19 protein-coding genes and 1 pseudogene are annotated in these 21,739 nt (G+C 64.1%); 10 read left to right on the top strand and 10 right to left on the bottom strand.

The features are described 5' to 3' along the window. Positions 1-22: 22 nt before the first annotated feature. The 6 genes from htpG to groES all read right to left on the bottom strand — a co-directional run bounded on the left by htpG (position 23) and on the right by groES (position 5,016). The gene (gene htpG, locus LB565_RS15480; RefSeq protein WP_224585428.1) at positions 23-1,915 is read right to left on the bottom strand and encodes a molecular chaperone HtpG; all 1,893 of its coding nucleotides are present in this window, start codon (positions 1,913-1,915) and stop codon (positions 23-25) included. Positions 1,916-1,976: 61 nt separating this feature from the next. Then, a complete protein-coding gene (locus LB565_RS15475; RefSeq protein WP_224585463.1) occupies positions 1,977-2,279 on the bottom strand; it encodes a DUF982 domain-containing protein in 303 nt (100 codons plus the stop codon). Then, positions 2,260-2,661, bottom strand: a complete 402-nt coding sequence (locus LB565_RS15470; RefSeq protein ID WP_224585426.1) for a helix-turn-helix transcriptional regulator — start codon at positions 2,659-2,661, stop codon at positions 2,260-2,262. Before LB565_RS15470 ends, LB565_RS15475 begins: the two co-directional genes overlap by 20 nt. A 61-nt stretch (positions 2,662-2,722) precedes the next feature. Next, positions 2,723-2,944: a hypothetical protein gene (locus LB565_RS15465; RefSeq protein ID WP_224585424.1), complete on the bottom strand. Its 222-nt coding sequence runs from the start codon at positions 2,942-2,944 to the stop codon at positions 2,723-2,725. Positions 2,945-3,011: 67 nt separating this feature from the next. Next, the gene (groL, locus tag LB565_RS15460; protein WP_224585422.1) at positions 3,012-4,640 is read right to left on the bottom strand and encodes a chaperonin GroEL; all 1,629 of its coding nucleotides are present in this window, start codon (positions 4,638-4,640) and stop codon (positions 3,012-3,014) included. 61 nt (positions 4,641-4,701) lie between these two features. After that, entirely contained in the window at positions 4,702-5,016 is a 315-nt protein-coding gene (groES, locus tag LB565_RS15455) for a co-chaperone GroES (RefSeq protein WP_224585420.1), read from the bottom strand. Positions 5,017-5,345: 329 nt separating this feature from the next. Here groES and LB565_RS15450 point away from each other — a divergent pair, with 329 nt between their 5' ends. The 5 genes from LB565_RS15450 to LB565_RS15430 all read left to right on the top strand — a co-directional run bounded on the left by LB565_RS15450 (position 5,346) and on the right by LB565_RS15430 (position 9,138). Next, on the top strand, positions 5,346-5,693 hold the full coding sequence (locus tag LB565_RS15450; RefSeq protein ID WP_224585418.1) for a hypothetical protein: 348 nt from the start codon (positions 5,346-5,348) through the stop codon (positions 5,691-5,693). A 13-nt stretch (positions 5,694-5,706) separates the two neighbouring features. After that, entirely contained in the window at positions 5,707-5,985 is a 279-nt protein-coding gene (locus tag LB565_RS15445; protein WP_224585416.1) for an usg protein, read from the top strand. 233 nt (positions 5,986-6,218) lie between these two features. Next, positions 6,219-6,695, top strand: a complete 477-nt coding sequence (locus tag LB565_RS15440; RefSeq protein ID WP_224585414.1) for an Hsp20 family protein — start codon at positions 6,219-6,221, stop codon at positions 6,693-6,695. Positions 6,696-6,773: 78 nt separating this feature from the next. Then, positions 6,774-7,283 (top strand): Hsp20/alpha crystallin family protein, encoded by a 510-nt coding sequence (locus LB565_RS15435; RefSeq protein ID WP_224585412.1) that lies wholly within the window; start codon positions 6,774-6,776, stop codon positions 7,281-7,283. Between the two features lie 430 nt (positions 7,284-7,713). Continuing rightward, a complete protein-coding gene (locus LB565_RS15430) occupies positions 7,714-9,138 on the top strand; it encodes a hypothetical protein (RefSeq protein ID WP_224585410.1) in 1,425 nt (474 codons plus the stop codon). 35 nt (positions 9,139-9,173) lie between these two features. Here the strand turns inward: LB565_RS15430 and LB565_RS15425 are convergent, their stop codons facing one another. Next, complete coding sequence (locus tag LB565_RS15425; RefSeq protein WP_224585409.1) at positions 9,174-10,067, bottom strand: hypothetical protein; 894 nt, start codon at positions 10,065-10,067, stop codon at positions 9,174-9,176. A gap of 92 nt (positions 10,068-10,159) precedes the next feature. Continuing rightward, a pseudogene (locus tag LB565_RS15420) lies at positions 10,160-11,819 on the bottom strand (acyl-CoA synthetase). 392 nt (positions 11,820-12,211) lie between these two features. On the opposite strand from LB565_RS15420, the gene LB565_RS15415 reads away from it, so the two are divergent. Further along, on the top strand, positions 12,212-13,765 hold the full coding sequence (locus LB565_RS15415; protein ID WP_224585406.1) for a serine hydrolase: 1,554 nt from the start codon (positions 12,212-12,214) through the stop codon (positions 13,763-13,765). 135 nt (positions 13,766-13,900) lie between these two features. On the opposite strand, the gene LB565_RS15410 is transcribed toward LB565_RS15415, so the two are convergent. Beyond that, the gene (locus LB565_RS15410) at positions 13,901-14,839 is read right to left on the bottom strand and encodes a hypothetical protein (RefSeq protein ID WP_224585404.1); all 939 of its coding nucleotides are present in this window, start codon (positions 14,837-14,839) and stop codon (positions 13,901-13,903) included. Between the two features lie 273 nt (positions 14,840-15,112). Here LB565_RS15410 and LB565_RS15405 point away from each other — a divergent pair, with 273 nt between their 5' ends. After that, positions 15,113-16,273, top strand: a complete 1,161-nt coding sequence (locus tag LB565_RS15405; RefSeq protein WP_224585403.1) for a KamA family radical SAM protein — start codon at positions 15,113-15,115, stop codon at positions 16,271-16,273. Positions 16,274-16,623: 350 nt separating this feature from the next. Further along, a complete protein-coding gene (locus LB565_RS15400; RefSeq protein WP_224585400.1) occupies positions 16,624-17,481 on the top strand; it encodes a BA14K family protein in 858 nt (285 codons plus the stop codon). Positions 17,482-17,485: 4 nt separating this feature from the next. Here the strand turns inward: LB565_RS15400 and LB565_RS15395 are convergent, their stop codons facing one another. Next, positions 17,486-18,868 (bottom strand): FAD-binding oxidoreductase, encoded by a 1,383-nt coding sequence (locus LB565_RS15395; RefSeq protein ID WP_224585399.1) that lies wholly within the window; start codon positions 18,866-18,868, stop codon positions 17,486-17,488. A 197-nt stretch (positions 18,869-19,065) separates the two neighbouring features. Between LB565_RS15395 and LB565_RS15390 the strand changes: the two genes are divergently transcribed. Continuing rightward, positions 19,066-19,938: a ferritin-like domain-containing protein gene (locus tag LB565_RS15390; protein WP_224585396.1), complete on the top strand. Its 873-nt coding sequence runs from the start codon at positions 19,066-19,068 to the stop codon at positions 19,936-19,938. Positions 19,939-20,030: 92 nt separating this feature from the next. After that, positions 20,031-21,605, top strand: coding sequence for an FAD-dependent oxidoreductase (locus LB565_RS15385; protein WP_224585394.1), 1,575 nt, complete (start codon positions 20,031-20,033; stop codon positions 21,603-21,605). Positions 21,606-21,739 lie beyond the last annotated feature (134 nt).

Below are 21,739 nucleotides of genomic sequence, written 5' to 3'. Positions count from 1 at the left end.
CCTATCGGGCGAGCGCCGGCGCTTACCCCCTCGCCAAGCCGCGATCGATCAGTCGCGCAAGCCGCGCCGAGAACGCCTTGGCGTCGGCCGGCTTGTCGCCGTCGAGCACGCGCGCTTCGTCGTAAAGCAGATGCGCGGCGTCTTCCTTGAACGCCTTGTCGTCGTCGCCGAGTTTCGCCAGCGCCGCCACGCGCTCGTGGCGCGGGTTGATCTCGAGGATCGGCTTGGCCGCCTTGTCGAGCCGGCCGGCGGCGTTGAGCAGGCGCTCGAACTGGCGATCGGGGCCGTGCTCGGGAGCGACAAGGCAGACGGCGCTTTCGGTCAGCCTGTCGGAGGCCTTCACGTCCGATACCTCCTCGCCAAGCGTCGTCTTCACGAAAGCCAGGAAGGCAGCGATATCCGATGACGTCTCCGCGTCGGGCTTCGCCGTATCCTCGGGCAGAGCGATATCGGCAAGGTCTGCCGCGCCCTGCGTCACCGACTTGAACGGCTTGCCGTCGAACTCCGGCGCCATCGTCACCCAGAAACTGTCAACCGGGTCGGTCAGCAACAGCACCTCGATGCCGCGTGCGCGAAAACCTTCGAGCTGGGGCGAGGCTTCGAGCCGGGCGCGATCGTCGCCGGCCATGAAGAAGATCGCTTTCTGGCCCTCCTTCATCGCTGCGATGTAGTCGGCAAGGCTGCGCCAGCCTTCGCCTGAGGTCGTCGAACGGAAGCGGGCAAGTTTCAGCAGCTGCTCGCGTCGCTCGTAGTCCTCATAAAGACCTTCCTTGAGGACGACGCCGAAATTCTCCCAGATTTTGGCGTAGGCTTCGGCATCGTTTTCGGCCGTTTTGGCGAGGTCGCCGAGAACGCGGTTGGTCACGCCCTTGCGGATCGCTGCGAGCAAGGGGCTTTCCTGGATCATCTCGCGCGACACGTTGAGCGGCAGGTCGGCGGAATCGACCAGGCCGCGCACGAAGCGAAGATAGCGCGGCAGGAGATCGGCATCATCGGTGATGAAGACGCGCCGCACATAGAGCTTCATGCGGCCCTTGCGGTCCTGGTCGAACAGGTCGAACGGCCGCGATCCCGGCACGAAGGCGAGCACACTGTATTCCTGCCGGCCCTCGGCGCGGAAATGGATCGTCGAGGCTGGCTCGTCATATTGGCCGGCGATGCTGCGGTAGAAGTCGGTATATTCTTCTGGCTTGATCTCGCTCTTTTGCCGCACCCATAGCGCCGTGCCGTCGGCGATATCGCGCGGTTCGGCGCCGGGCTTCTCGACGAGGGTGATCGGCACCGGCACATGGCCCGACTGCGACTTCGCCAGCCCCTCGAGCCGATAGGGCGTGGTGTAGGAAGAGGCGTCTTCCATCAGATGCAACACGACGCGCGTGCCGCGCTTGGGTGCGGCCTCGAGCGGCGCCGGCGCGATTTCGTAAGTGCCCTTGCCGTCGGATGACCAGCGGAAAGCCTCGTCGCTGCCGGCCTGACGGCTGATGACGTCGACACGGTCTGCGACCATGAAGGCCGAGTAAAAACCGACGCCAAATTGGCCGATGAGCTGCGTGTCTTCCGCCGCCTTACCCGCCTCGACGCGCTCCATGAAAGCGCGTGTGCCGGAGCGCGCGATCGTGCCAAGCGCCTCGGCCATCTCGTCGCGGCTCATGCCGATGCCGTTGTCCTCGACGGAGAGTTCCCTGTTGTCCGGATTGGCGGCAATTGTAATGCGCGGCTTGGCATCGTCGCTCAGAAGCTCTGGCCGGCTCACCGCCTCGAAGCGCAGCCTCTCGCAGGCATCTGCCGCGTTGGAGATCAGCTCGCGCAGGAAGACATCGCGGTCCGAATAGACCGAATGCACCATCATATGCAGCAGCCGCGAGACGTCCGCCTCGAACGTCCTGGTTTCCTTCGCCTTGGTGTTCGTCGTCATTCAGAATTCCTGGGTTAGGTTATTTTGTCCGCCGCGCCAGCACGCGCCGGGTTTCAAATCTTCAGCCATTATTGCTTGTGGACGCACGCCCTGCCAGCGCTGCGGGCGCCAGCGAAACCATGTCCGGCGCCAGAATATCGTGGCGGCGGGCGAAGGCAACAAGGGTTGCCCGTACCGTTTCCGCGTCGATCTCGCCGGCAATGCCGGCTTTGCAGGCGTTGAGCGCGATCGCACAGGCGCTGCTCCTGCTCGCAGCCGGCCAATCCTGCAGCAGGGCATAGGCTTCCGCCACCGTCTCCAGCCGCACCGGCAAGCCCATGCCGACGAGGACAGTGACAGGCTCTTCAAAGCGGTCGTGGTTGATGGTCTGGACCCTCTTTCGGGTGGGTGCCCATGGCGCCGGGGCGAAGGCCGGTGGTCCCGGCGAGCGCAGGCCGGCGCGGGTAGGGCGCTTGCAGGACGATGCCGTGCGGCCGCGACTGGCCTATGCCGGTGAAGGCCTGCACAACCACCGGGCCCGCCGCCGTGGTCTGCGCCGCTGGACTCTGTTGGTTCAGACGCGGCGGCGGCAGCGCGCTATGCGCCTTGGCCAGGGCCTCGATCCAGGCGGCGACCGCCAGCGGCACCGGCGCGCGCCCCTCGATCCAGCGCGCCACGTCGTTTCTGGCGCAGCCAAGCTCCTGCGCGAGGTCGGCAGCGTCCCATCGCAAGGTTCTCAGGCATTCCCGCAATCGTCCCGCAATCATGGCAATCCTCGTCCGTTCGCGATCGGATGGACCCCGCCTTGCAAGCGGGGCCCGATTTGGCTCAACCGCGCGCGGATGTTTCCGCCGCCGATACTTGCTGTGCGGCGAGGAACATCAGCGTCGAGGCGACCGTCCGCCGGTTCCATCCGGCGGATTCGGCCGTGTCGAGCAAGCGTGTCAGCAGCGGCTTCAGCGCGCTCCGGCACTCGGCTTCATAGGCGAGGAATTCGCTTGCCGGATGCGTCGGCGCGGGAACCGAGCCATCCCCGCTCATCATATCCATAAAGGCCTCCCATCGTGCATTTCGAAACGCCCGCTCCCGTTGCCGGAAGCGGGCTGCGGTCGGCGTCTCAGAAATCCATACCGGCGCCGGCCGGCATGGCCGGAGCGGCTTCCTTCTTGGGCTTCTCGGCCACCATCGCCTCGGTGGTAACGAGCAGACCGGCGACCGAAGCGGCGTCCTGCAGCGCAGTGCGGACGACCTTGGCGGGGTCGATGACGCCCTGCTTGTAGAGATCGCCATATTCACCGGTCTGGGCGTTCCAGCCAAAGGCGAAGTCGGTCTTCTCGCGCAGCTTGCCGACGATGATCGAGCCTTCCGACCCACTGTTCTCGGCGATCTGGCGCGCCGGAGCCTCGATCGCGCGCCGCACTATATCGACGCCATATCTCTGGTCCGGGTTGTCGACGGCGACCGCGTCGAGCGCCTTGGCCGCCCTGAGCAGGGCAACGCCGCCGCCGGGCAGGATGCCTTCCTCTACCGCGGCGCGCGTGGCGTGCAGCGCGTCGTCGACGCGGTCCTTCTTCTCCTTGACCTCGACTTCCGTCGCGCCGCCGACGCGGATCACGGCAACGCCGCCGGCGAGCTTGGCCAACCGCTCCTGCAGCTTCTCGCGATCATAGTCGGAGGTAGTCTCCTCGATCTGGGCCTTGATTTGCGTGATGCGGCCCTGGATCTCCTCCTTCTTGCCGGCGCCGTCGACGATGGTGGTGTTCTCCTTCTCGATCGCGACCTTCTTGGCGCGGCCGAGCATCTCCAGCGTGACGTTCTCCAGCTTGATCCCGAGATCCTCGCTAATGGCCGTGCCGCCGGTGAGGATCGCGATGTCCTCCAGCATGGCCTTGCGCCGGTCGCCGAAGCCCGGCGCCTTGACGGCGGCGACTTTCAGCCCGCCGCGCAGCTTGTTGACGACCAGCGTGGCAAGAGCCTCGCCCTCGACATCCTCCGCGATGATCAGCAGCGGCTTGCCGGACTGCACCACGGCCTCCAGCACCGGCAGCAGGACCTGAAGATTGCTGAGCTTCTTCTCGTGGATCAGCACATAGGGCTCTTCGAGCTCGACGCGCATCTTGTCCTGGTTGGTGATGAAATAGGGCGAGAGATAGCCGCGATCGAACTGCATGCCTTCCACGACTTCCAGCTCGGTCTCGGCCGTCTTGGCTTCCTCGACGGTGATGACGCCTTCGTTGCCGACTTTTTCCATAGCCTCGGCCAGGAAGCGGCCGATCTCGGCATCGCCATTGGCCGAGATGGTGCCGACCTGTGCGATCTCGTCGTTGCTGGTGATCTTGCGGGCGTTGACCTTGAGTTCGGCGACGACCGCATCCACCGCCTTGTCGATACCGCGTTTCAGATCCATCGGGTTCATGCCCGAGGCAACGGCCTTGGCCCCTTCGCGAACGATCGCCTGGGCAAGCACCGTGGCAGTGGTGGTGCCGTCGCCGGCGATGTCGCTGGTCTTCGAAGCGACTTCACGGACCATCTGGGCGCCCATGTTCTCGAATTTGTCCTCGAGCTCGATTTCCTTGGCGACGGTGACGCCGTCCTTGGTGATGCGCGGCGCGCCGAACGACTTGTCGATGACGACGTTGCGACCCTTGGGACCGAGCGTCACCTTCACCGCGTCGGCGAGGATGTTGACGCCGCGCAGCATGCGCTCACGGGCGTCGGAATGGAATTTGACTTCCTTGGCAGCCATTGGATCACTCCTTGTCTAGGCAGCTTTCATTGACTGGGTTGCGGTTTGATCGAAGCCCCGGTCAGGCGGCTTTCTTCAGCGTCGCGGCGTGCTCGATCACGCCCATCACATCGCTTTCCTTCATGATGAGCAGATCCTCGCCGTTGAGCTTGATCTCGGTGCCGGACCACTTGCCGAACAGGATGCGGTCGCCGACCTTCACGTCGAGGGGCACGAGCTTGCCGCTCTCGTCGCGGGCTCCCGGGCCGACGGCGATGATTTCGCCTTCCTGCGGCTTTTCCTTGGCAGTGTCGGGGATGATGATACCGCCGGCCGTCTTCTCTTCGGCCTCGATGCGGCGCACGAGTACGCGGTCATGCAGTGGACGGAACGTCATATCGTTCTCCTTCAGGACAAACAGATTGCGAGAGGTCCCTCCGCTCCGGACCGGCAGGACCGGAGCGGGGCTCGCGCGACCCTTTTCGGCATCGCGCGCATGTCGAACTAGTTTTGCCTTCTTCTACTTTCAAGGGGATGCCGCAAAATTTTTGGCACTCTCGACCGTTGAGTGCTAGCGCGCTGAAAACATGCGGTAAATTGGACCGCTCCGATAACGGAGAGGCTTGAATTCGCGATTGAGTTGAACAAGATTATCGGCGCCCGGCGCCGGGACCGTTGAGAAACTGGAACCCGAAACAAGGAGTTTTTTGGAGACGGAGGACAGAAATGGACCGACAGACGCTTTCGCCGATCATTCCTTCCCTAGCTCCCGCAATATCAGACCTTTCGTTCGACCGGCTGCTCTCGCCGGCCAGCCATTTTCGGCACCCGCAGGATGTGCTGGAGGATGGCTCGCTCGACATATGGGAAAAGCGGGCGATCCTTTCGTCCTGGGCGTCCGATGCCTGCGCGGTGGAATCGATGCCGGCGCTGCGCCAACCGCCGGGCACCGAGCGGCCGGTCTCCTTCGACGACATCATGGATGCGCTGCGCCGGCTTGATGCGCTGGTCCCGCAACCTGGCGACCCTGCCGATGACGACCACCGGCAGCTGGTCGACCGGCTGAGCGCGTGAGGGCCCGAAGGCGATGGCGAGCGCGGTCAGCAGGGGATTCCGCTTGCAGATGAATGGCTATGGCTTGACCACTGCCGAGATCCATTATCATTTGCCCGACCATCCCAGCCTGCTCCAGCTTTACGTCTGGCAGGACTATGATCTGGCCCCGGATTTCCCCGTGCTGAGGGGCTTTCTGGGCTTTTGGGAGCGCGAGCTGGCTGGCGCCTTGCATTCCGTCCGTGTCGCCCACCATCGGCTCATCAGGGCATCGGAATGGCGGGCCGTCGACGGGATCATCGCGATCCATTGAAATCAGCTCCCCAAGGCGGTCGTGTTGTGCGGCCGCCCTCAATTCATCGTTTGCCTGCCTGGATGCAGGCGAAGATCTGACTTTTCACGACCATAAAGGCGGCTTCGGGGGCCTTGACGTGCCCGCGTTGAATTCCCAGATCGACTATGCCGGTGCTTGAGAGACCGGCAGGTCAAGGGGCACCGCTTCCTTGGCGCCCCTCGTATCTATGTTGCTCAATGGAGGATGTAGCTATGAGAACCACGTTTGACTTCAGTCCCCTGTTCCGGTCGAGCATAGGCTTCGATCGAATGCTGAACGCGCTCGAAACGGCAAGCCGGATCGAAACCGTCGACAATTGGCCACCCTACGACATCGCCAAGACCGCAGAAGACGACTACCGCATCACCATGGCGGTGGCCGGATTCTCGCAGGATGAACTGGCCATTACCCAAGAGCAGAACATGCTCATGGTCTCGGGCCAGAAAGCCGGCGAGGACAAGGGTGAGTACCTGCATCGTGGCATCGCCGGCCGCGCATTCCAGCGCCGCTTCGAGCTTGCCGACCACGTCAAGGTCGTTGGCGCCAGCTTGGTCAATGGGCTGCTGACGATCGATCTGAAGCGCGAAATCCCGGAAGAGATGAAACCGCGGCGGATCGAGATCGCAGCCGACAAGGCGACGCTCAAAGGCACGACAAAGAAGATCGAAGCCGAGAAGCACGCCGCCTGAGGGCATTCGCGCAAGGCGCCGGGCACTTGCCCGGCGCGTAGGAGCCTTTCGAGCCGATGAACAGAAAGGAGCGAAACCATGAGTGTCCGTGATCTGATTCCCTGGGGCCGGAGCAACGGCAACCAGCTTCCAAGCATATTCCGCGACGGTGAGCGCGATCCGTTCCTGTCGCTGCATCGCGAGGTGAACCGCCTGTTTGACGACGTTTTCCGCGGCTTCGATAGCCGCTTGCCGTCTTTTGGCGGTGTCTCCGCCCTCGGCGCCGGTTGGCCGAGCGTCGAGATCTCCAATGGCGAGAAGGAGATCAAGGTGATGGCCGAGGTGCCGGGCCTCGAACAGAAAGATATCGAGGTCCTGCTCGACGACGGCGTGCTGACGCTGCGAGGCGAGAAGCGCTCCGAGACGGAGGACAAGGATACGCAGTTCTCCGAGCGCTATTACGGCCGCTTCGAGCGCCGCATCCCGGTCGGCTACGAGGTCAAGGAAGACGAGGTGGATGCCCGCTTCAAGAACGGCGTGCTGACCGTCACCTTGCCGAAGAGCGAGAAGGCGCAGTCGCAGGTCAAGCGCATCGACATCAAGAGTTGATGCATCGACGCGGGAGGTCGGCCGATGCGCCTCCCGCGTCGCAATCCATGAGAGCACGGCGACCGGCTGCCCGCGCAGCGCAGCTCTTCCCGATTGGCCGACAATAGAGAAAATTATGCGACGGGAGCTCCACTTTTCCGTCCTGAAGTTTTTGCATCGCTCATGTGAATGATGACAAGCAGCTCGCTGTCTTTCCCTTTTCGGCACATGCTTTCAGCGCCTATCTCGAGGGAAATTAGCATATGTTAGGAGCGGAAGAGGGGAGCACCCAGGGTGCATCCGCATGAGATTGGACCGGCGATAACCTTAATTCTGGTTTCCTTTGCACAGGCTTCCCGAACGGAAGGTAACGCGATAGATTAGCAATTCGTTAAGTACGCCCGGGGGCGAGCGTAAAAGGTGTGTCGTCGAGCGTAAGGGATGTGCCGTGATGAATTTCAAGTCTCTGATTAAGCGGGCCGAGGACGTCGACAAGGAATTTCAGGAACTCCAATCGGATCTGGCGGAAGCATTCGAGGACGTTCTTAAAGATGATGAACGGCCGCCGTCGGAAGACGATGCCGTTGCCGGCCAGGAACTGGTGGCAAGCGACGAAAATCCGCCGCCCGAAGAGCAGCCCGACGCAGCTCCGTCGCGGCTGACGCCGCATACCCAGACACGGCTCGCCGCGCTTGAGGCTGTGGCCGGGCTTTTCCGCGACGGGCAGGGGCATCTGCAGGAGATCGAGGCGAAGCTGGCGGAGATCGCCACCGCGCATCATATGACGCGTGAGGTCCTCAACGTCTTCCATCGCGACGTGTTGCGCTCCAACGAGCTGGAGCTGGCAAACCTCGCTCTCACCACCGAGCGCAAGGCGCTCTCCGAACAATTGCTCGATGCCGCCCGCAAGCAGCGCGAACGTGACGGCGCGGCCGAGGCCTGGCAGCAGCGCGAGGCGAGCCTCGTCCAGGACCGCGAGCAGCTGCGCTCGGCGCTTGCGGCCGTGCGCCTGGAACTGGTGGAGATGGGCAATGAGGCCGCCAGGCGCGAGACGGAGTTCGGCGAGATCGTCAAAGCCTTGACCGCCAAGACCGTCGAAGTCGACAGGCGCGGCGCCGAGAACAAGCTGTTGCGCGAAAAGCAGGTCGGCCTTTCGGTCGATCTGGAGCAGGCGCAAAAGCGCGAAGCGGAGGCCAGGCACAAATTCGATGAGTTCGCGGCGACCCACGCCAGCGAAACTGCTCATATTGCCGAGTTGATGGCCCAGCTCGGCAACCACGAAAAGGAAGAGACCCGGCTGCAGAAAGCCCTGGAGGCGACGCAGGCCAAGCTTGCCGAAACCGTCGAGGCGGCGCGGATCGCCGAAAGCGACGGCACCGCCGAATTAGCGCGCAGCCAGGCGGAAATGCGCGGTTTGCGCGCCGAGATCCAGGAACTGCAGTCGCGTCTGGATAAGGTCTCGGCCGACAATGGCGAAGCCACGGCGGAGATCGCCAGCCTCAAGGCGCAATTGAACGATGCCGTCACCGAACGCCAGATTGCGGAGAAAAGGCTCGCCGTTCTCAAGGACGAGAGCGAAGCCGACAAGAAGAACCTGTCCGAGGTCAGCACCAATCTCTCACGGCTTTCGCTGCAGCAGGCGTCCGAGCAGATCCAGCTCGATATCCAGAAGCAGGAATGCGAGGATTTGCGCGCCGAAGTCGAAGCGCTCAACGCCCGCATCCGGGAATTGCTGCCTTACGAGCGCCTGCATCGGGTGACCGACGCAAGGTCGCGCAAGGATGCCGCGCCTCAAACCAACGGGATCATCGCGGAAGCGGCGCGCCCCGTCGCGCGGCGCGTTTCTCGCCGCAATATGCGGGCGAACGCGGGCTGACAAAAACTGCCGCGTAGTTTTCTGGAATGGGCGGGCTACTTGCCCGCCATGCCGTCGGCGAGATCCTGCGCCTGCTTGAGCAGCGCCGGGAAGGACGGGTCGCCAGGCAGGCGCTGGGCCATGCAGGCGCGGTAGTCGGCGTCGCCTTTTTCCCAGGCGGCGTTGGCGGGATCGGAAGCCTGCGCGTCGTCCTGATCCGAGCCTTGATCGGCCTGCTGGGCTTTCTGCGCGGCGGCGTCGGCGGCTGCCCAGATTGAATCGCAGGCCGCAATCTTCGGCACGGCGGGCGAGGCCGGCGCCTCGGCGATCAGCACGCGGTCGCCTTTGACGACCGTCACCACGACATGCTGGTCGTAGATCGGACCGACATCCTGCGTCCAGCCGCCGAGCCGCGCGATCGCCATGTCGGCGCCGTCGGGCTTCTTCAGCGGAAAGTCGAGCGTGCCGGAGAATGCTGCGTCGCTGCCGATGGCCTGGGTGTAGAAAGTATCGAGCTTCAATGCCGCGCCGATGTCGGTGGGCAGCTTGAAATCCGCTTCCGCCTCGCTCGATTTGGACTTCAGCCAGCGCTCCGTTAGCCCTCGCGTCGAGGCGACGATGCTCGGACCGTCTTCGCTTTGGGCATATCGCAACCCATCCAGCATGCCGTAGCCGATATCGGAAGCGTTGAGGCTTTGAATGTTGATGGTGCCCGTCGTCGGGAAACCCTTCACCGAAAGCGGGCCGAGAATGGCGGCGAGACGCTGCTGCAGATCGGCCAGCGCCTTCTCGTTCTGCGCATCGATGGTTTCGATGGCGGTGTTGGCGTTTGCCTGCGCCGCTATGTCGGCAATCGCCTTGTCGCGCGCCGCGATGTAATCGTCCTCCGGCGAGGCAGCGAGTGCCGTGCTGCCCGCCAGCGCGATGAGAAGCGTTAAAACCAACCGCATGCTGCAACCCCAAATTAGCGATCAAGAGCCCTTGCGAGCCATCGCCCGACTTGGCGGCTTTTGCGTGGCGGAAATTGGGGCGGAAGCAATCTTTATTCCGCCTTGCGCTTCTCGACCTCCGCCTTCCTCAGCAAGAAGCGCTGGATCTTGCCGCTCGGCGTCTTCGGCAGCTCGCTCACGAACTCGACCTCGCGCGGATAGGAGTGCGCCGAAAGCCGCTGCTTCACATGCCGGGCAAGTTCCTCCGCCAGTGCTTCGCCGCCCTGGAAGGCGGGCGCCAGCACCACGAAGGCCTTGACGATCTCGGTGCGCTGCGGATCGGGCACGCCGACCGCCGCCGCCTCGGTGACCGCCGGATGCTCGATCAGCGCGCTTTCGACATCGAACGGCCCGATGCGGTAGCCGGATGAGGTGATGACGTCGTCGGCCCGGCCGATGAAGGAGACCGAGCCGTCCGGCTCGTATTCCACGGTGTCGCCGGTGTGGTAATAGCCGCCTGCGATCGCCGGCGTTTCCGCCCCATGATAGCCGTCGAACCAGCGCAGCGGTGAATTTGCGATATCGACCGCGAGCACGCCGGGCTGGTTGGGGCCGAGCTCATTTCCTTCGTCATCCAGCACCGCCATGCGGTAGCCCGGCATGGCAAATCCGGCGGAGCCCGCGCGCACGATATGCGCCAGCCCATGATGATTGTTGACCATCATGCCGTTCTCGGTCTGGCCGTAATGGTCGTGGATCGGGGGGGCGAGGTTAGCGTCGAACCAGCGGATCACTTCCGGGTTGAGCGGCTCGCCGGCGCTGCTCACCACGCGCAGCCTGCCCTTGACGCGGGCGGCCGCCTCCGGCCCTTCCGCCATCAGCAGGCGATAGGCCGTCGGCGAGCCGGCAAGGCTGGTGACGCCCAGACGCTCGATGATGTCGTAGGTCGATTTGGCGTTGAAGGCGCCTTCGTAGAAGGTGGTGGCGATGCCGAGCTGCAAGGGCCCGGTGATGGCGTAGTAGAGTCCATAGGCCCAGCCGGGATCGGCGATGTTCCAGAAGATATCGTCGGGTCGCAGCCCGACCGCGTCGCGCATATAGGCGCCGAAGGCAAGCAGCGCGCTGAGCGGCACCGGCACGCCCTTCGGATGTCCTGTCGTGCCCGAGGTCGACATCATCATGAACAGGTCCGAGCCCTTGCGCATCACCGGCGCGCAGTCGGGGGAGGCGACCTCCAGCGCCGCGCGGAAATCGATGTCGCCTGCGGCAGGGGCATCGCCGGGCCCAGGAATTGTGGCGACGTGCGGGTGGTTTTCCACCTCGTCGAGCTTGGCGCGGTTTGCGGTGTTGGTCACCACAAGCTTCGCCTTGCTGTAACTGAGGCGATGCTCGATAGCCTTCGGTCCGAAGGCGGTGAACAAAGGCTGGTAGACCGCGCCGACCCGCCATGTGCCGAGGATCAGCGCCACCAGATCGGGAATGCGCGGCAGCATGCCGGCCACGACGTCGCCCGGGGCGCACGCCGAGACTTTTGAGCAGGGTGCCGACGCGGCCCGCCATCTCGGCCAGATCGTCGAAGGAATATTCGCGCAATTCACCGGCAGCCGAGATCGCGCGCAGCGCCAGCCGGTTTTCGCCGGTATAGCGGCCGCAGCATTCGACATAGGCGTTGATGCCGGTCGCCGGATCGCCGTGGAGGCGCGCGATCTCGTCCTCGATGCGGAATTGCGCAACGGCATCCTCATAGCGCGGCAGCGCCTGCGTCTCGGTCATGGCAATCCTCCCTCGGCGGCGGATCATCTTCCCATGATCGCCGCCGGAGGAGATTGCCTGAAAAGAGGGCGCTGGTCGATTGCGGCGAAAGTCGAGCGACCGAGGTCGCGCTCCACGGCGGCCCTCAGACCCGCCGGACAGAGGGGGCGCGACGGAACGCGAGCTTTGTCGTTCAAAGTCCTTTCCAACCGGCAAGTTGGCATCCGTTCCTGAAACGGCGTCTGAGCTGCCGATCCCGATGGCAACCTCATCAACTTCTTCACGCCGGTAACCGCCGAGGCGATCAGGAAGTTGGAGAGGTGAGGCGACCTGCCTCCGGGCGAAGGCTTGGCCGCGACAGCGCCGACCTGTACAATCGTAGGATGAATGCAGGGAAGGGAGGGAAGCGCTTGATGCGGCTTGGTCGGAACCTCTGCCATTTGACGATCGCGGCCTTTATCGCAATGGCGCTTTGGTCCAACGCGGCATCGGCCGACCCCATCACGCCCGAACAGATCACCGTCGCCCTGCCGAAGCTCGAGGCACTGGCGCAAGGCGCTGTCGCCGATGGCGCGGTGCCCGGTCTCGCCATCGCGGTCGTGCACAATGACGAAGTGGTCTTCCTCAAGGGGTTCGGCCATCGCGAGGCCGGCAAGCCCGAGACCGTCGATGCCGATACCGTGTTCCAGATCGCCTCGCTTTCCAAGCCGGTTTCCGCCACGGTCGTGGCGGCGCTCGTCAGCGACGGCGTCGTGTCCTGGAATTCCAAGATCGCCGACCTCGATCCGGGCTTCCGGCTCGCCGATCCTTATCCGACGAGCGAGCTCACCATCCGCGACTTGTTTTCGCATCGCAGCGGGCTCCCAGGCACCGCCGGAGACGATCTCGAGGACATAGGCTACGATCGCGCCACGATCCTTCACCGCTTGCGCTTCGTGCCGCCATTGTCGAGCTTTCGCGCCGGCTACTCCTATAGCAATTTCGGGCTGACCGAGGGCGCAGTCGCGGCCGCCAGGCAGACGGGAAAGTCCTGGGAGGAGGTCGCCGATGAAAAGCTCTATCGTCCGCTAGGCATGGCTTCGACCAGTTCCCTGAATGCCGACTTCATCAAGCACGCAAACCGTGCCGCGCTTCACGTCAAGGTGGATGGCGCCTGGGCCGCCAAGATCAAGCGCGATCCGGACGCGCAGGCGCCTGCCGGCGGCGTCAGCTCCACCGCGCGCGATCTCGCGCAATGGGTGCGCCTGCTGCTGGACGACGGCGTCTATGCCGGCAAGACGTTGATCGCCGCCGATGCCTTGGACCAGACGCATGTACCGCTGATGACGCGCGGCAAGAACCCCGTTTCCGGTGGCGAATCCTTCTACGGCCTCGGCTGGAACATCGAATTCGGCCGGCACGGCCTGAGCTGGGGCCACGCGGGCGCCTTCAGCGTCGGCGCGCGCACCCTGGTGACGATCTTCCCGAAGGACAAACTCGGCATCGTCATCCTTGCCAATGCCTTCCCGACAGGCGTGCCGGAAGGACTTTCCGACAGCTTTGCCGATCTCGTATTTGAGGGTAAGGTCGAGAAGGACTGGATCGAGGCGTGGGATGCGATCTACGCCGGCATGTTCGGTCCGGTGGTCGAGGCGGCCAAGGCCAGATTTGCCGCGCCGCCGTCAGCGGCTCGGCCGGCGGCACCGGCCAACGCCTATGCCGGCCACTATGCCAACGAATTCGTCGGCGACGCGGTCGTATCGCGGGCGGGAGACGGTCTTGTGCTCAAGGTCGGGCCGGCGGGGGCACGGTCCTATCCCTTGACGCATTACGACGGCGACCTGTTCTTGACCTATCCCGACGCCGAGACCCCGGACAGGCCGGTGGGCGTGAGCTTTGTCGTCGGCCCGGACGGCAAAGCATCGGCCGTGACCATCGGGTTCCTCGACGACAATCATCTGGGCACGCTGCCGCGCGTGGGCGACTAACAAATAAGTGCGACCCAACCCAGGGTGCTGCCACCTTGCCGCCCTTACACGCAGTCCTTACGTCGAAAAACACGAAGGTCTATCTCGCGTCCTTGGATGCAACCTCCTTCAGGAACCTGAGCTGCACCTCTGGGATTATTCGGAAATTCCTCTGTAGTGGAGCAATTTGAAGCAGTCGCCGCTACCCGACCTTGTCTGCGTCAGCACCGGTTTCGCACGGTCGATCCATAGCTGCTGCGACTTAGTGTCGGCCTCGATCGCGTCAGCTGGTGGAAGCGCGACGAAACTCTTGCCCTTGCTGAACAGCCAGCAGGCGCGGGCGAGAAACCGTCTGCTGCGCTGGCGCAGCAGATCGGCGTCATAGAATATGTCGAGCACCTCGCGCTTGATCTTCGCTTCCTTGTCCGGGTTGGCGACCGCCGCCCCGACGGGCTCGTCGCCGATCGCGTCATGCAGGTCCTTGTAGTCGAGGCTCAGCTGCGTCATGGCGTATTTGATCTCGTTTTCGTCGCGCACGATGTTGAACCACAGTGCCGGATCGAGCTCGTTGACGACGAAGGTGTTTTCGAGGTCGCGCGACAGGTTCAGGATATCGAAGTCGCGAACATCGACATCGCGCTCGATCAATTGGATCTTTTCGACCTGCTTGGCGAGGTCGGCTCCCTTGGCGCTGATGGCGGCGCTGTTTCCGCCGAGTTCGGGGCTGACATAGGCGCCGCCCTGGTCCAGCACCTCGTCGAACTCGCCGAGCGTTTCGATGACGGGGGCGCCGCGGGCAACACGCGCCGCGAGCTTGGCCAAGACCAGCTGCAGCTCGGTCTCGCGCTTGCGCTGGTCCTGATAATTCTGCTGGAAGAAGAAGATGAACAGCGAAACGCCGATGCCGATGAGGATCACGCCCAGTTGCGAAAAGATGTTGCGGTAATATTCCAGCAGCTTTTCGCGGTGGCGCACGTCATCGCGAACGCTGTGCGCCACATGCAGATTGACGATCAGCGAGAGGATCAGCAGCCCGGCGCCGACCAGGATGAGCCCGCCGATCAGGAGGTAGCCATGGCCCGCTTTGAAATCCATTGGTTCGCCCCGAAACCCGCGGCTGTGCAGACTAATACCATTTTTGATTCAATACATTCGCTTTGACGCCAGGTCAGTTTGAATTTTCTCTCCAAAACGACTTGGCTGCGATCACAATTCCGGCCGTCGATCCCGCTATGACGGCAGCAATTGGCGTGATGCCAATCGTCAGGTAGGCGAATGCTTCCATCGCGAGCCCAATGGAGGAGTTCGAAGGCTTTTGCGCCTTGGCACGGATGCTGTATCAGGCGCTTCGAGTTCAAGGAGTCTTCTATGATCTTCAATGATCGCGCCAGGACGGGCGGCGAACCGGTGGAGGCGAGCTGCAAATCGGCCGATGATCGGAACGTCCTTTTGGCCGCACCCGACGCCGCCTGGCAGGACGACATCCGCGCCGGCGTGCGCCACGTCCGCGACCTCGCATCCCTGCCACTCTCGCCCGCCGAGCGTGAAGCAGCGCAGGAAGCCGCCGCCGCGCACAAGGTGCGCGTGCCCAAACCCTATCTCGACCTGATCGATTGGAACGACCCTGACGACCCGATCCGCGCCCAGGTGATCCCGTCGCCGCAGGAACTCGTCGCCACCGAGGGCGAGCTCGACGATCCGATCGGCGACCATGCCTTCAGCCCGGTGCCGCGGCTGACGCACCGCCATGCCGACCGGGTGCTTCTGTTCCCGACCTATCAATGCGCCGTCTATTGCCGCTTCTGCTTCAGGAAAGAGTCGCTGACATCGATCGGCCGCGGCTATGCGCGCGAAGCGCTGGAGCCGGCGCTGGCCTATATCGCCGGACATCCTGAAATCCGCGAGGTGATCCTGACCGGCGGCGATCCGCTGTCGCTGCCCGACAAGACGTTGGCTGAAATCCGCGCTCGCCTGGAGGCGATCCCGCATCTCAGGCTTCTGCGCATCCACACCCGAGTGCCGGTGGCGCTGCCGCCGCGCGTAACATCCGGCATGATCGAGGCGCTGCAGGGCCGGCTGATGGTGACGGTGGTCACTCACTTCAACCACCCGCGCGAGCTCACGCAGGCGGCCGAGGCGGCTTGCAGCGCGATGCGGCAGGCCGGTTTCGTGCTGCTCAACCAGAGCGTTCTGCTGAAAGGCGTCAACGACAAGGTAGAGGTGCTGGAGGAACTCTGCCGTGAGCTGATGTATCGGTTGGGCGTAAAACCCTATTACCTGCATCACGGCGACCTGGCGCGCGGCATGGCGCATCGCCGCACCACGATTGCCGAAGGCCAGGCGCTGGTGGCCGAGCTGCGCCGGCGGCTCTCCGGCATCTGCAACCCGACTTACGTCATCGACCTGCCGGAGGGCGGCGGCAAGGTGCCGCTGGCGGCGAGCCACATCGAGGGCTGCGGGGACGGGACCTGGCGCATTCGCGGCCAGGACGGCAAGGCGAGGAGCTACCACGAGGTGGCGGACTGCTGAGCGCCCGCATGCCGCTCAAGCGCGGCCCCGCCGTCTCGTTGGGGGCAATCTGCCGGTTGCCGGGCCTGACCTGCACCATGTGAACGACCTGCGTTTACTCCTCCGTTTGCACGATGCGGCGTCCTGCCAAAGGAGCGACACTGTCATCGATCCGCTTGGATCATCGTAAAGTCCTTAGCTGCCTAGTCCCCAGCTGGGTTCACCTAGCGATCCTCGAAGCCCCGCGTGCTCCTCCCCGGAGCACGCGGGGCCCTTCGTTTTGTTACCGCCGGTTCGCAACATCGCCCTCTTGCTGTGGGAACCGGATTCCGCGCTTCGCATTCTATCAGCGGGGGCTAAAGGAGTTTGGCATGAAGGCTTTGTTGGGAATCGTCGGCGGCTTCGTGCTGACCCTCGCGGTGTTCGCCAGCGGACTCGCCTTCGCCACCTGGCTGCTCGCCGCCAAGCCGGTGCGCCAAGCGACCCCGACGATCGGCGTTTCCGAACTCTGGACGAAGGACGCTCAGCCGGTCGATCCGGAGAAGCAGAACCTTGAACGCATTCCCGCCCAGCAGGCGGCGGTGGCATCTGCCAAAGCCGGCGAACCGGCCAAGGCCGATAGCGGCAGGCAGACCGCGGCGGTGGTCGCGCCGGCGCCACCAGCAGCGTCGCGACTACAGCCATTGCCCGATGTTTCTGGCCAAGGCCAGCCCACGCCCGACGCCGGCTCGGCCCAGCAGCCGACCGCGGCCGATCAGCAGGCGCATCAACAGCAATTGCCCGTGGCCCATCTGCAATGGTGCGCCGCCCGCTATCGCAGCTACCGTCCGGCGGAAAACAGCTACCGCTCCTACAGCGGCGAACTGCGCCCCTGCATCTCACCCTATTACGACCCGATGGGCGACCGCACCGCCTCGACCGGCTCGAACGATCGCCAAGGCCAGGGTGGTCAAGCCGTAGCGAATGATCGGCAAACCGCCGCGGCCGATGACCAGACGAGCGATGACCAGGCGGAGATGGAAGGCTACGCCCCGTCGGGCGACGGCTACGTCACCACCTATGGCGGCCCGCCGGAAGAGATCTCGCCCGAGGCTGGGGCCGTGCGGGCACAGGGCCGGCAGATCTCGGCCGCCCATGTCGACGATTGCTTCAGCCGCTACCGCTCCTACGATCCGCAGGACAACACCTACCAGCCCTTCGACGGCGGCCCGCGCCGCCAATGCGAGTAGTGCCTCAGAGCTCCACCACTTTTCCCGGATTCATCACGTTACCCGGATCGATCAGCTCCTTGATCGCCTTCGCCAAGTCCCGCTTCACCGGATCCGCATGCCGCTCATAGGCCTCGCGCTTTTCCAGCCCCACCCCATGCTCGGCCGAGAACGAGCCGCCGGCTTGGCGCAGCCCCTCATAGAGCACGTCCTCGATCCCCGCGTGCCGCTCATGTGGGACCGGCCCTTCGCAATTGATGGAGATGTGCAGATTGCCGTCGGCGAGATGGCCGTAGACATAGGGCGCGTATGAGGCGTCGATCTTCTTCAATCCGGCCTCAATGCGCGCCACATAAGCGTCCAGCCCGCCACCCGGCACGGACACATCGAAAGAGGGCGCCATAGGATGCGCGCGCTCGATCTCAACGGTCTCCTCGCGCAGCCGCCACATCTGGGCGGCCTGGGCGTCGGAGCTCGCGACAAGCCCATCGATGATGCCGGCTTCTTCCCAGATCGCCGCCAGCCCGTCCTCCAGCGCGCTTCTCGCCGCCTCGATCGAGTCGGCGCCGAGCCCCAGCAACAGCAAGCAAGGCGCGTCGAGCGGCAATTGCCCGGGCCCATAGTTCAGCGCCCGCTGCATGAGAGAAGCGAAATTGCGCCATAGGATCTCCGCGGCAGTGAGCCGGGCGCTGGTCGAGGCCAGGAAATGCCGCACGATGCGCTGGGCGCTGGCCGCATTCGGCACGCCGACAAGCGCGGTGGCACTCGCCCCGGCCACCGGATCGAGCCGCACCGCAACGCGGGTGACGATGCCGAGCGTGCCTTCCGCGCCGATGAAGAGATGCTTCAGGTCGTAGCCGGCACTTGTCTTCAGCACCCGGGTGAGGTCGCGAAACACCCGCCCGTCCGGCAACACGGCCTCGAGACCGAGCACGCGGTGGCGCATCGTGCCGTTGCGAAAGGCCATGATGCCGCCGGCATTGGTGGAAACCATGCCGCCGATCGTGGCGCTGCCGCGCGCGGCAAGGTCGATGCCCGGATCGAGCCCGTGCACGGCCGCCGCCTCCTGCAGCGCGCCGAGCGTCACGCCCGCCTGCACGATCGCCACGCGCGCGAATGGATCTATCTCCTCGATCTGGTTGTGCCCGCCAAGGTCGCAAATCACTTGCCCTTGGGAAGTCGCTGCCCCACCCGCCAGCCCGGTGCGCCCGCCCTGCGCGACAAGGCTGATGCCGTGCTCCGAACAGAATTTCACCAGCGCCGCGACGCCCTCGACATCGCGCGGCCGCACCAGCGCCGAGGCGCCGAAATTGCGGGCATCGAAGCCAGGATCGCGCGAGGCGAGCTCGGCGGCGTCCCAGACGCTGGCGGTGGGGAGGGCGGAACGGAGGGCGGGAAGGAGGGTCATGAATGGATCCGACGGCGGACAAGAAGCTCGTCCTATAGAGGAACCGCAGCCCGGGAGTCACGCCGGCACGCCCATCGACTCCTCCGGGCCACAACCATACCGGCTCGGTTCAGGAACATTCCGCATTTAGCGGAGTTGACGGAACGGCCCGCTCGTTTGAGGCCACACCGGTTCATGGCGGGCTTCGGGAGGAAGCTATGATCCGTGCCACGCCTTCACTTCATGTTTCTCGCCGCAGCGCAATGCAAATTGGGCTTGGAGCTACGCTCGCTTCAGCGACCGGCGTCGTCCCTGTTTCGCCTGCTTTCGCAAAGGATGACATAAAGGACGAAGACATTTTCCGGTTCGCGCTGAACCTGGAATATATGGAGGCCGAATACTACCTGCGGGGCACCACAGGAAAAGGCATCGACGATTCAGATGCCGGTTCCAAGCCCGGCGACGTCGTCGGCGGCAAGAAAGTTCCCTTCGAAACGCCCGCACTGGCTGAATTTTTGCGGGAAGTCGCGGAAAATGAACTTGCCCATGTCAGGTTCTACCGCAAGACCCTCGCGTCGAATGCGGTGGACCGGCCGGCGATCGATTTTGGTGCCGGCTTTGCCGCGGTCTCCAAGGCGGCCGGGCTCGGTGCCGACTTCGACCCCTTCGGCAACCAGATGAACTTCTTGCTTGGCGGCATGCTGTTCGAGGATGTCGGCGTCACCGCCTACGCCGGTGCGGCAACCGTCCTGAAGAACAAGGAATTCCTGGCTGCCGCGGCTGGAATTCTCGCGGTCGAGGCCTACCACATGGGGATGGCGCGGTCGTCGCTCTATCGCATGGGCGAGAAGGCCTGGAAGGCGGCGAATGCGATTTCCGACGCACGCGACAAGATCGACGGGCCTGAGGACAAAGACCAGGGCATTCGCGTCGACGGCAAGGCCAACTTCGTTCCTTCGACGCCGGATGCGATTGCCTTCACAAGGACGCCGCAGGAGGTGCTGCGCATTGTTTATCTGACCGACCAATCGGGTGTGAGCAAGGGCGGCTTTTACCCGAACGGGATGAACGGAGCGCTCAAGAGCACCTAACCGCGAGGATGGAGCCGGGTCATGATGACCTACAATCCGCGCTGCGCAGCATTGGCCGCCGGCCATCCCATATCGTCTCGACGGGGCACGCGATGAACGTCAGCAGCGAAGCGACCAGATCGTTTTGGATGCTCGACGCCAGCTTACCCGGCGCTCCCCGCCTCGATCAGCACGAACATTGCGACGTGGCCGTCGTTGGTGCCGGCATCGCCGGGGTTTCGATTGCCTATGAACTGGCGCTGACCGGACGCAAGGTGGTGCTCGTGGATCGCGGCCCGTTGCTCGGAGGCATGACATCGCGCACGACCGCCCATCTGGCGCCGATCTGCGACGATGGCTTGAGCGCGCTGATCGACATGCGCGGCGAAGATTTGGCGCGAGGATTTCAGGAGAGCCAGCAAGCCGCCGTCGACCGCATCGAGCGGCACGTTGCCAGGCTGGGGATCGACTGCGATTTCCGGCGGCTGGACGGCTTCCTTTTCCCGGCCGCATGGATGGACGAGAAGCAGGCCGCCAGAGAATGCAATAAGGAGTATGCGGCTGCGGCAAAGATCGGCGCCGAGGCTGAGCATGGCAAAGGCGTGCCGCTCAAGGGGCATGAATCGGCGCCCATCCTGCGCTATCCCGAACAGGCCACCTTCCACCCGCTGAAATATTTGCGCGCGCTGCTGGCTGATTTCGAGAAGCGAGGCGGCAAGGCGTTCGCCGATAGCGCCGTCGTCGAGATCGAGGAGGGGGAGCAGATTCGCCTGAAATGCGACGGCGGCTACACCGTCACGGCATCGAACGCGGTGTTCGCCACCAATTCCCCGATCAACACGTGGGTCAAGATCCATAGCAAGATGGCGCCTTACCGCACCTATGCGATGGCTTTCGACATCACCAGGGGAACCCTCCCGGATGCGCTCTACTGGGACATGGACGATCCGTATTATTATGTCCGCCTCAATCCCGGCCCGGGCAAGACGGACTGTCTCATCGCCGGCGGCCGCGATCACAAATCGGGCGAAGCGGATGACGGTGAGGCACGCTTTGCCGCGCTTGAAGCATGGATCAGGGCATTGGTGCCCGATCTTGGCGGAGAAAGAACGCGGTGGTCCGGTCAGGTTCTCGAAACGATCGATTATTGCGGCTTCATCGGCCGAAGCCCCGGCAACGGCAACGTCTTCATGGCCACCGGCGATTCCGGCCAGGGCATGACGCATGGTGCATTGGCCGGACTGCTGATCCGCGATCTGATCGTGGACGGATCGAACCCCTGGGAAGCCGTCTACGCCCCCGACCGGAAGCCGCCCGCCGCGCTTGCGCACTACCTCAATGAGAACCTTACAACGGTGAAGAACCTTGCCGGCTATTTGCTGCCCGGTGAGGTCAAGTCGGCCGGCGACCTCAAGCCTGGCGAAGGCGGCATCCTTCAGGAGGGCTTGAGCAAATTCGCCGTGTGCCGCGACCGCGACGGCAAGCTGCACCGGCATTCGGCCAGTTGCACGCATCTCGGCTGCATCGTGCACTGGAATTCGACCGAGCAATGCTGGGATTGCCCCTGCCACGGCTCGCAGTTTTCGCCGGACGGTATGGTGCTCAACGGCCCGGCCATCCGCGGCTTGGCCGGGCCGGAGGGTCGCGGGTCTCGCGCGGAGCCCAAGGTGGCGTCCGGGGGAGAGTAACTTATAACGGTTCACGTTAAGCGCAACCGCCTCGGGTCCGCAGTTGCGGTCGCCGCGCAGAGCGTGTGGCTGTCCCGCACTCTCGAAGGAAAGTCCCGGGCCAGGGATGCTCGTGCACCTCGCTTAGCCTGGCC

It is taken from the genome of Mesorhizobium sp. CA14, assembly GCF_020165195.1.
In the GTDB taxonomy this organism is placed as follows: Bacteria; Pseudomonadota; Alphaproteobacteria; order Rhizobiales; family Rhizobiaceae; genus Mesorhizobium.
This window is presented reverse-complemented; position numbering and strand designations above follow the sequence as displayed.

What these genes read in the sequence shown, in the direction of transcription:
- htpG (WP_224585428.1), bottom strand. Translation starts at nt 1,915, where the DNA reads ATGACGACGAACACCAAGGCGAAGGAAACCAGGACGTTCGAGGCGGAC.
- LB565_RS15470 (WP_224585426.1), bottom strand. Translation starts at nt 2,661, where the DNA reads ATGATTGCGGGACGATTGCGGGAATGCCTGAGAACCTTGCGATGGGAC.
- LB565_RS15465 (WP_224585424.1), bottom strand. Translation starts at nt 2,944, where the DNA reads ATGGATATGATGAGCGGGGATGGCTCGGTTCCCGCGCCGACGCATCCG.
- groL (WP_224585422.1), bottom strand. Translation starts at nt 4,640, where the DNA reads ATGGCTGCCAAGGAAGTCAAATTCCATTCCGACGCCCGTGAGCGCATG.
- groES (WP_224585420.1), bottom strand. Translation starts at nt 5,016, where the DNA reads ATGACGTTCCGTCCACTGCATGACCGCGTACTCGTGCGCCGCATCGAG.
- LB565_RS15450 (WP_224585418.1), top strand. Translation starts at nt 5,346, where the DNA reads ATGGACCGACAGACGCTTTCGCCGATCATTCCTTCCCTAGCTCCCGCA.
- LB565_RS15445 (WP_224585416.1), top strand. Translation starts at nt 5,707, where the DNA reads ATGGCGAGCGCGGTCAGCAGGGGATTCCGCTTGCAGATGAATGGCTAT.
- LB565_RS15440 (WP_224585414.1), top strand. Translation starts at nt 6,219, where the DNA reads ATGAGAACCACGTTTGACTTCAGTCCCCTGTTCCGGTCGAGCATAGGC.
- LB565_RS15435 (WP_224585412.1), top strand. Translation starts at nt 6,774, where the DNA reads ATGAGTGTCCGTGATCTGATTCCCTGGGGCCGGAGCAACGGCAACCAG.
- LB565_RS15430 (WP_224585410.1), top strand. Translation starts at nt 7,714, where the DNA reads ATGAATTTCAAGTCTCTGATTAAGCGGGCCGAGGACGTCGACAAGGAA.
- LB565_RS15425 (WP_224585409.1), bottom strand. Translation starts at nt 10,067, where the DNA reads ATGCGGTTGGTTTTAACGCTTCTCATCGCGCTGGCGGGCAGCACGGCA.
- LB565_RS15415 (WP_224585406.1), top strand. Translation starts at nt 12,212, where the DNA reads ATGCGGCTTGGTCGGAACCTCTGCCATTTGACGATCGCGGCCTTTATC.
- LB565_RS15410 (WP_224585404.1), bottom strand. Translation starts at nt 14,839, where the DNA reads ATGGATTTCAAAGCGGGCCATGGCTACCTCCTGATCGGCGGGCTCATC.
- LB565_RS15405 (WP_224585403.1), top strand. Translation starts at nt 15,113, where the DNA reads ATGATCTTCAATGATCGCGCCAGGACGGGCGGCGAACCGGTGGAGGCG.
- LB565_RS15400 (WP_224585400.1), top strand. Translation starts at nt 16,624, where the DNA reads ATGAAGGCTTTGTTGGGAATCGTCGGCGGCTTCGTGCTGACCCTCGCG.
- LB565_RS15395 (WP_224585399.1), bottom strand. Translation starts at nt 18,868, where the DNA reads ATGACCCTCCTTCCCGCCCTCCGTTCCGCCCTCCCCACCGCCAGCGTC.
- LB565_RS15390 (WP_224585396.1), top strand. Translation starts at nt 19,066, where the DNA reads ATGATCCGTGCCACGCCTTCACTTCATGTTTCTCGCCGCAGCGCAATG.
- LB565_RS15385 (WP_224585394.1), top strand. Translation starts at nt 20,031, where the DNA reads ATGAACGTCAGCAGCGAAGCGACCAGATCGTTTTGGATGCTCGACGCC.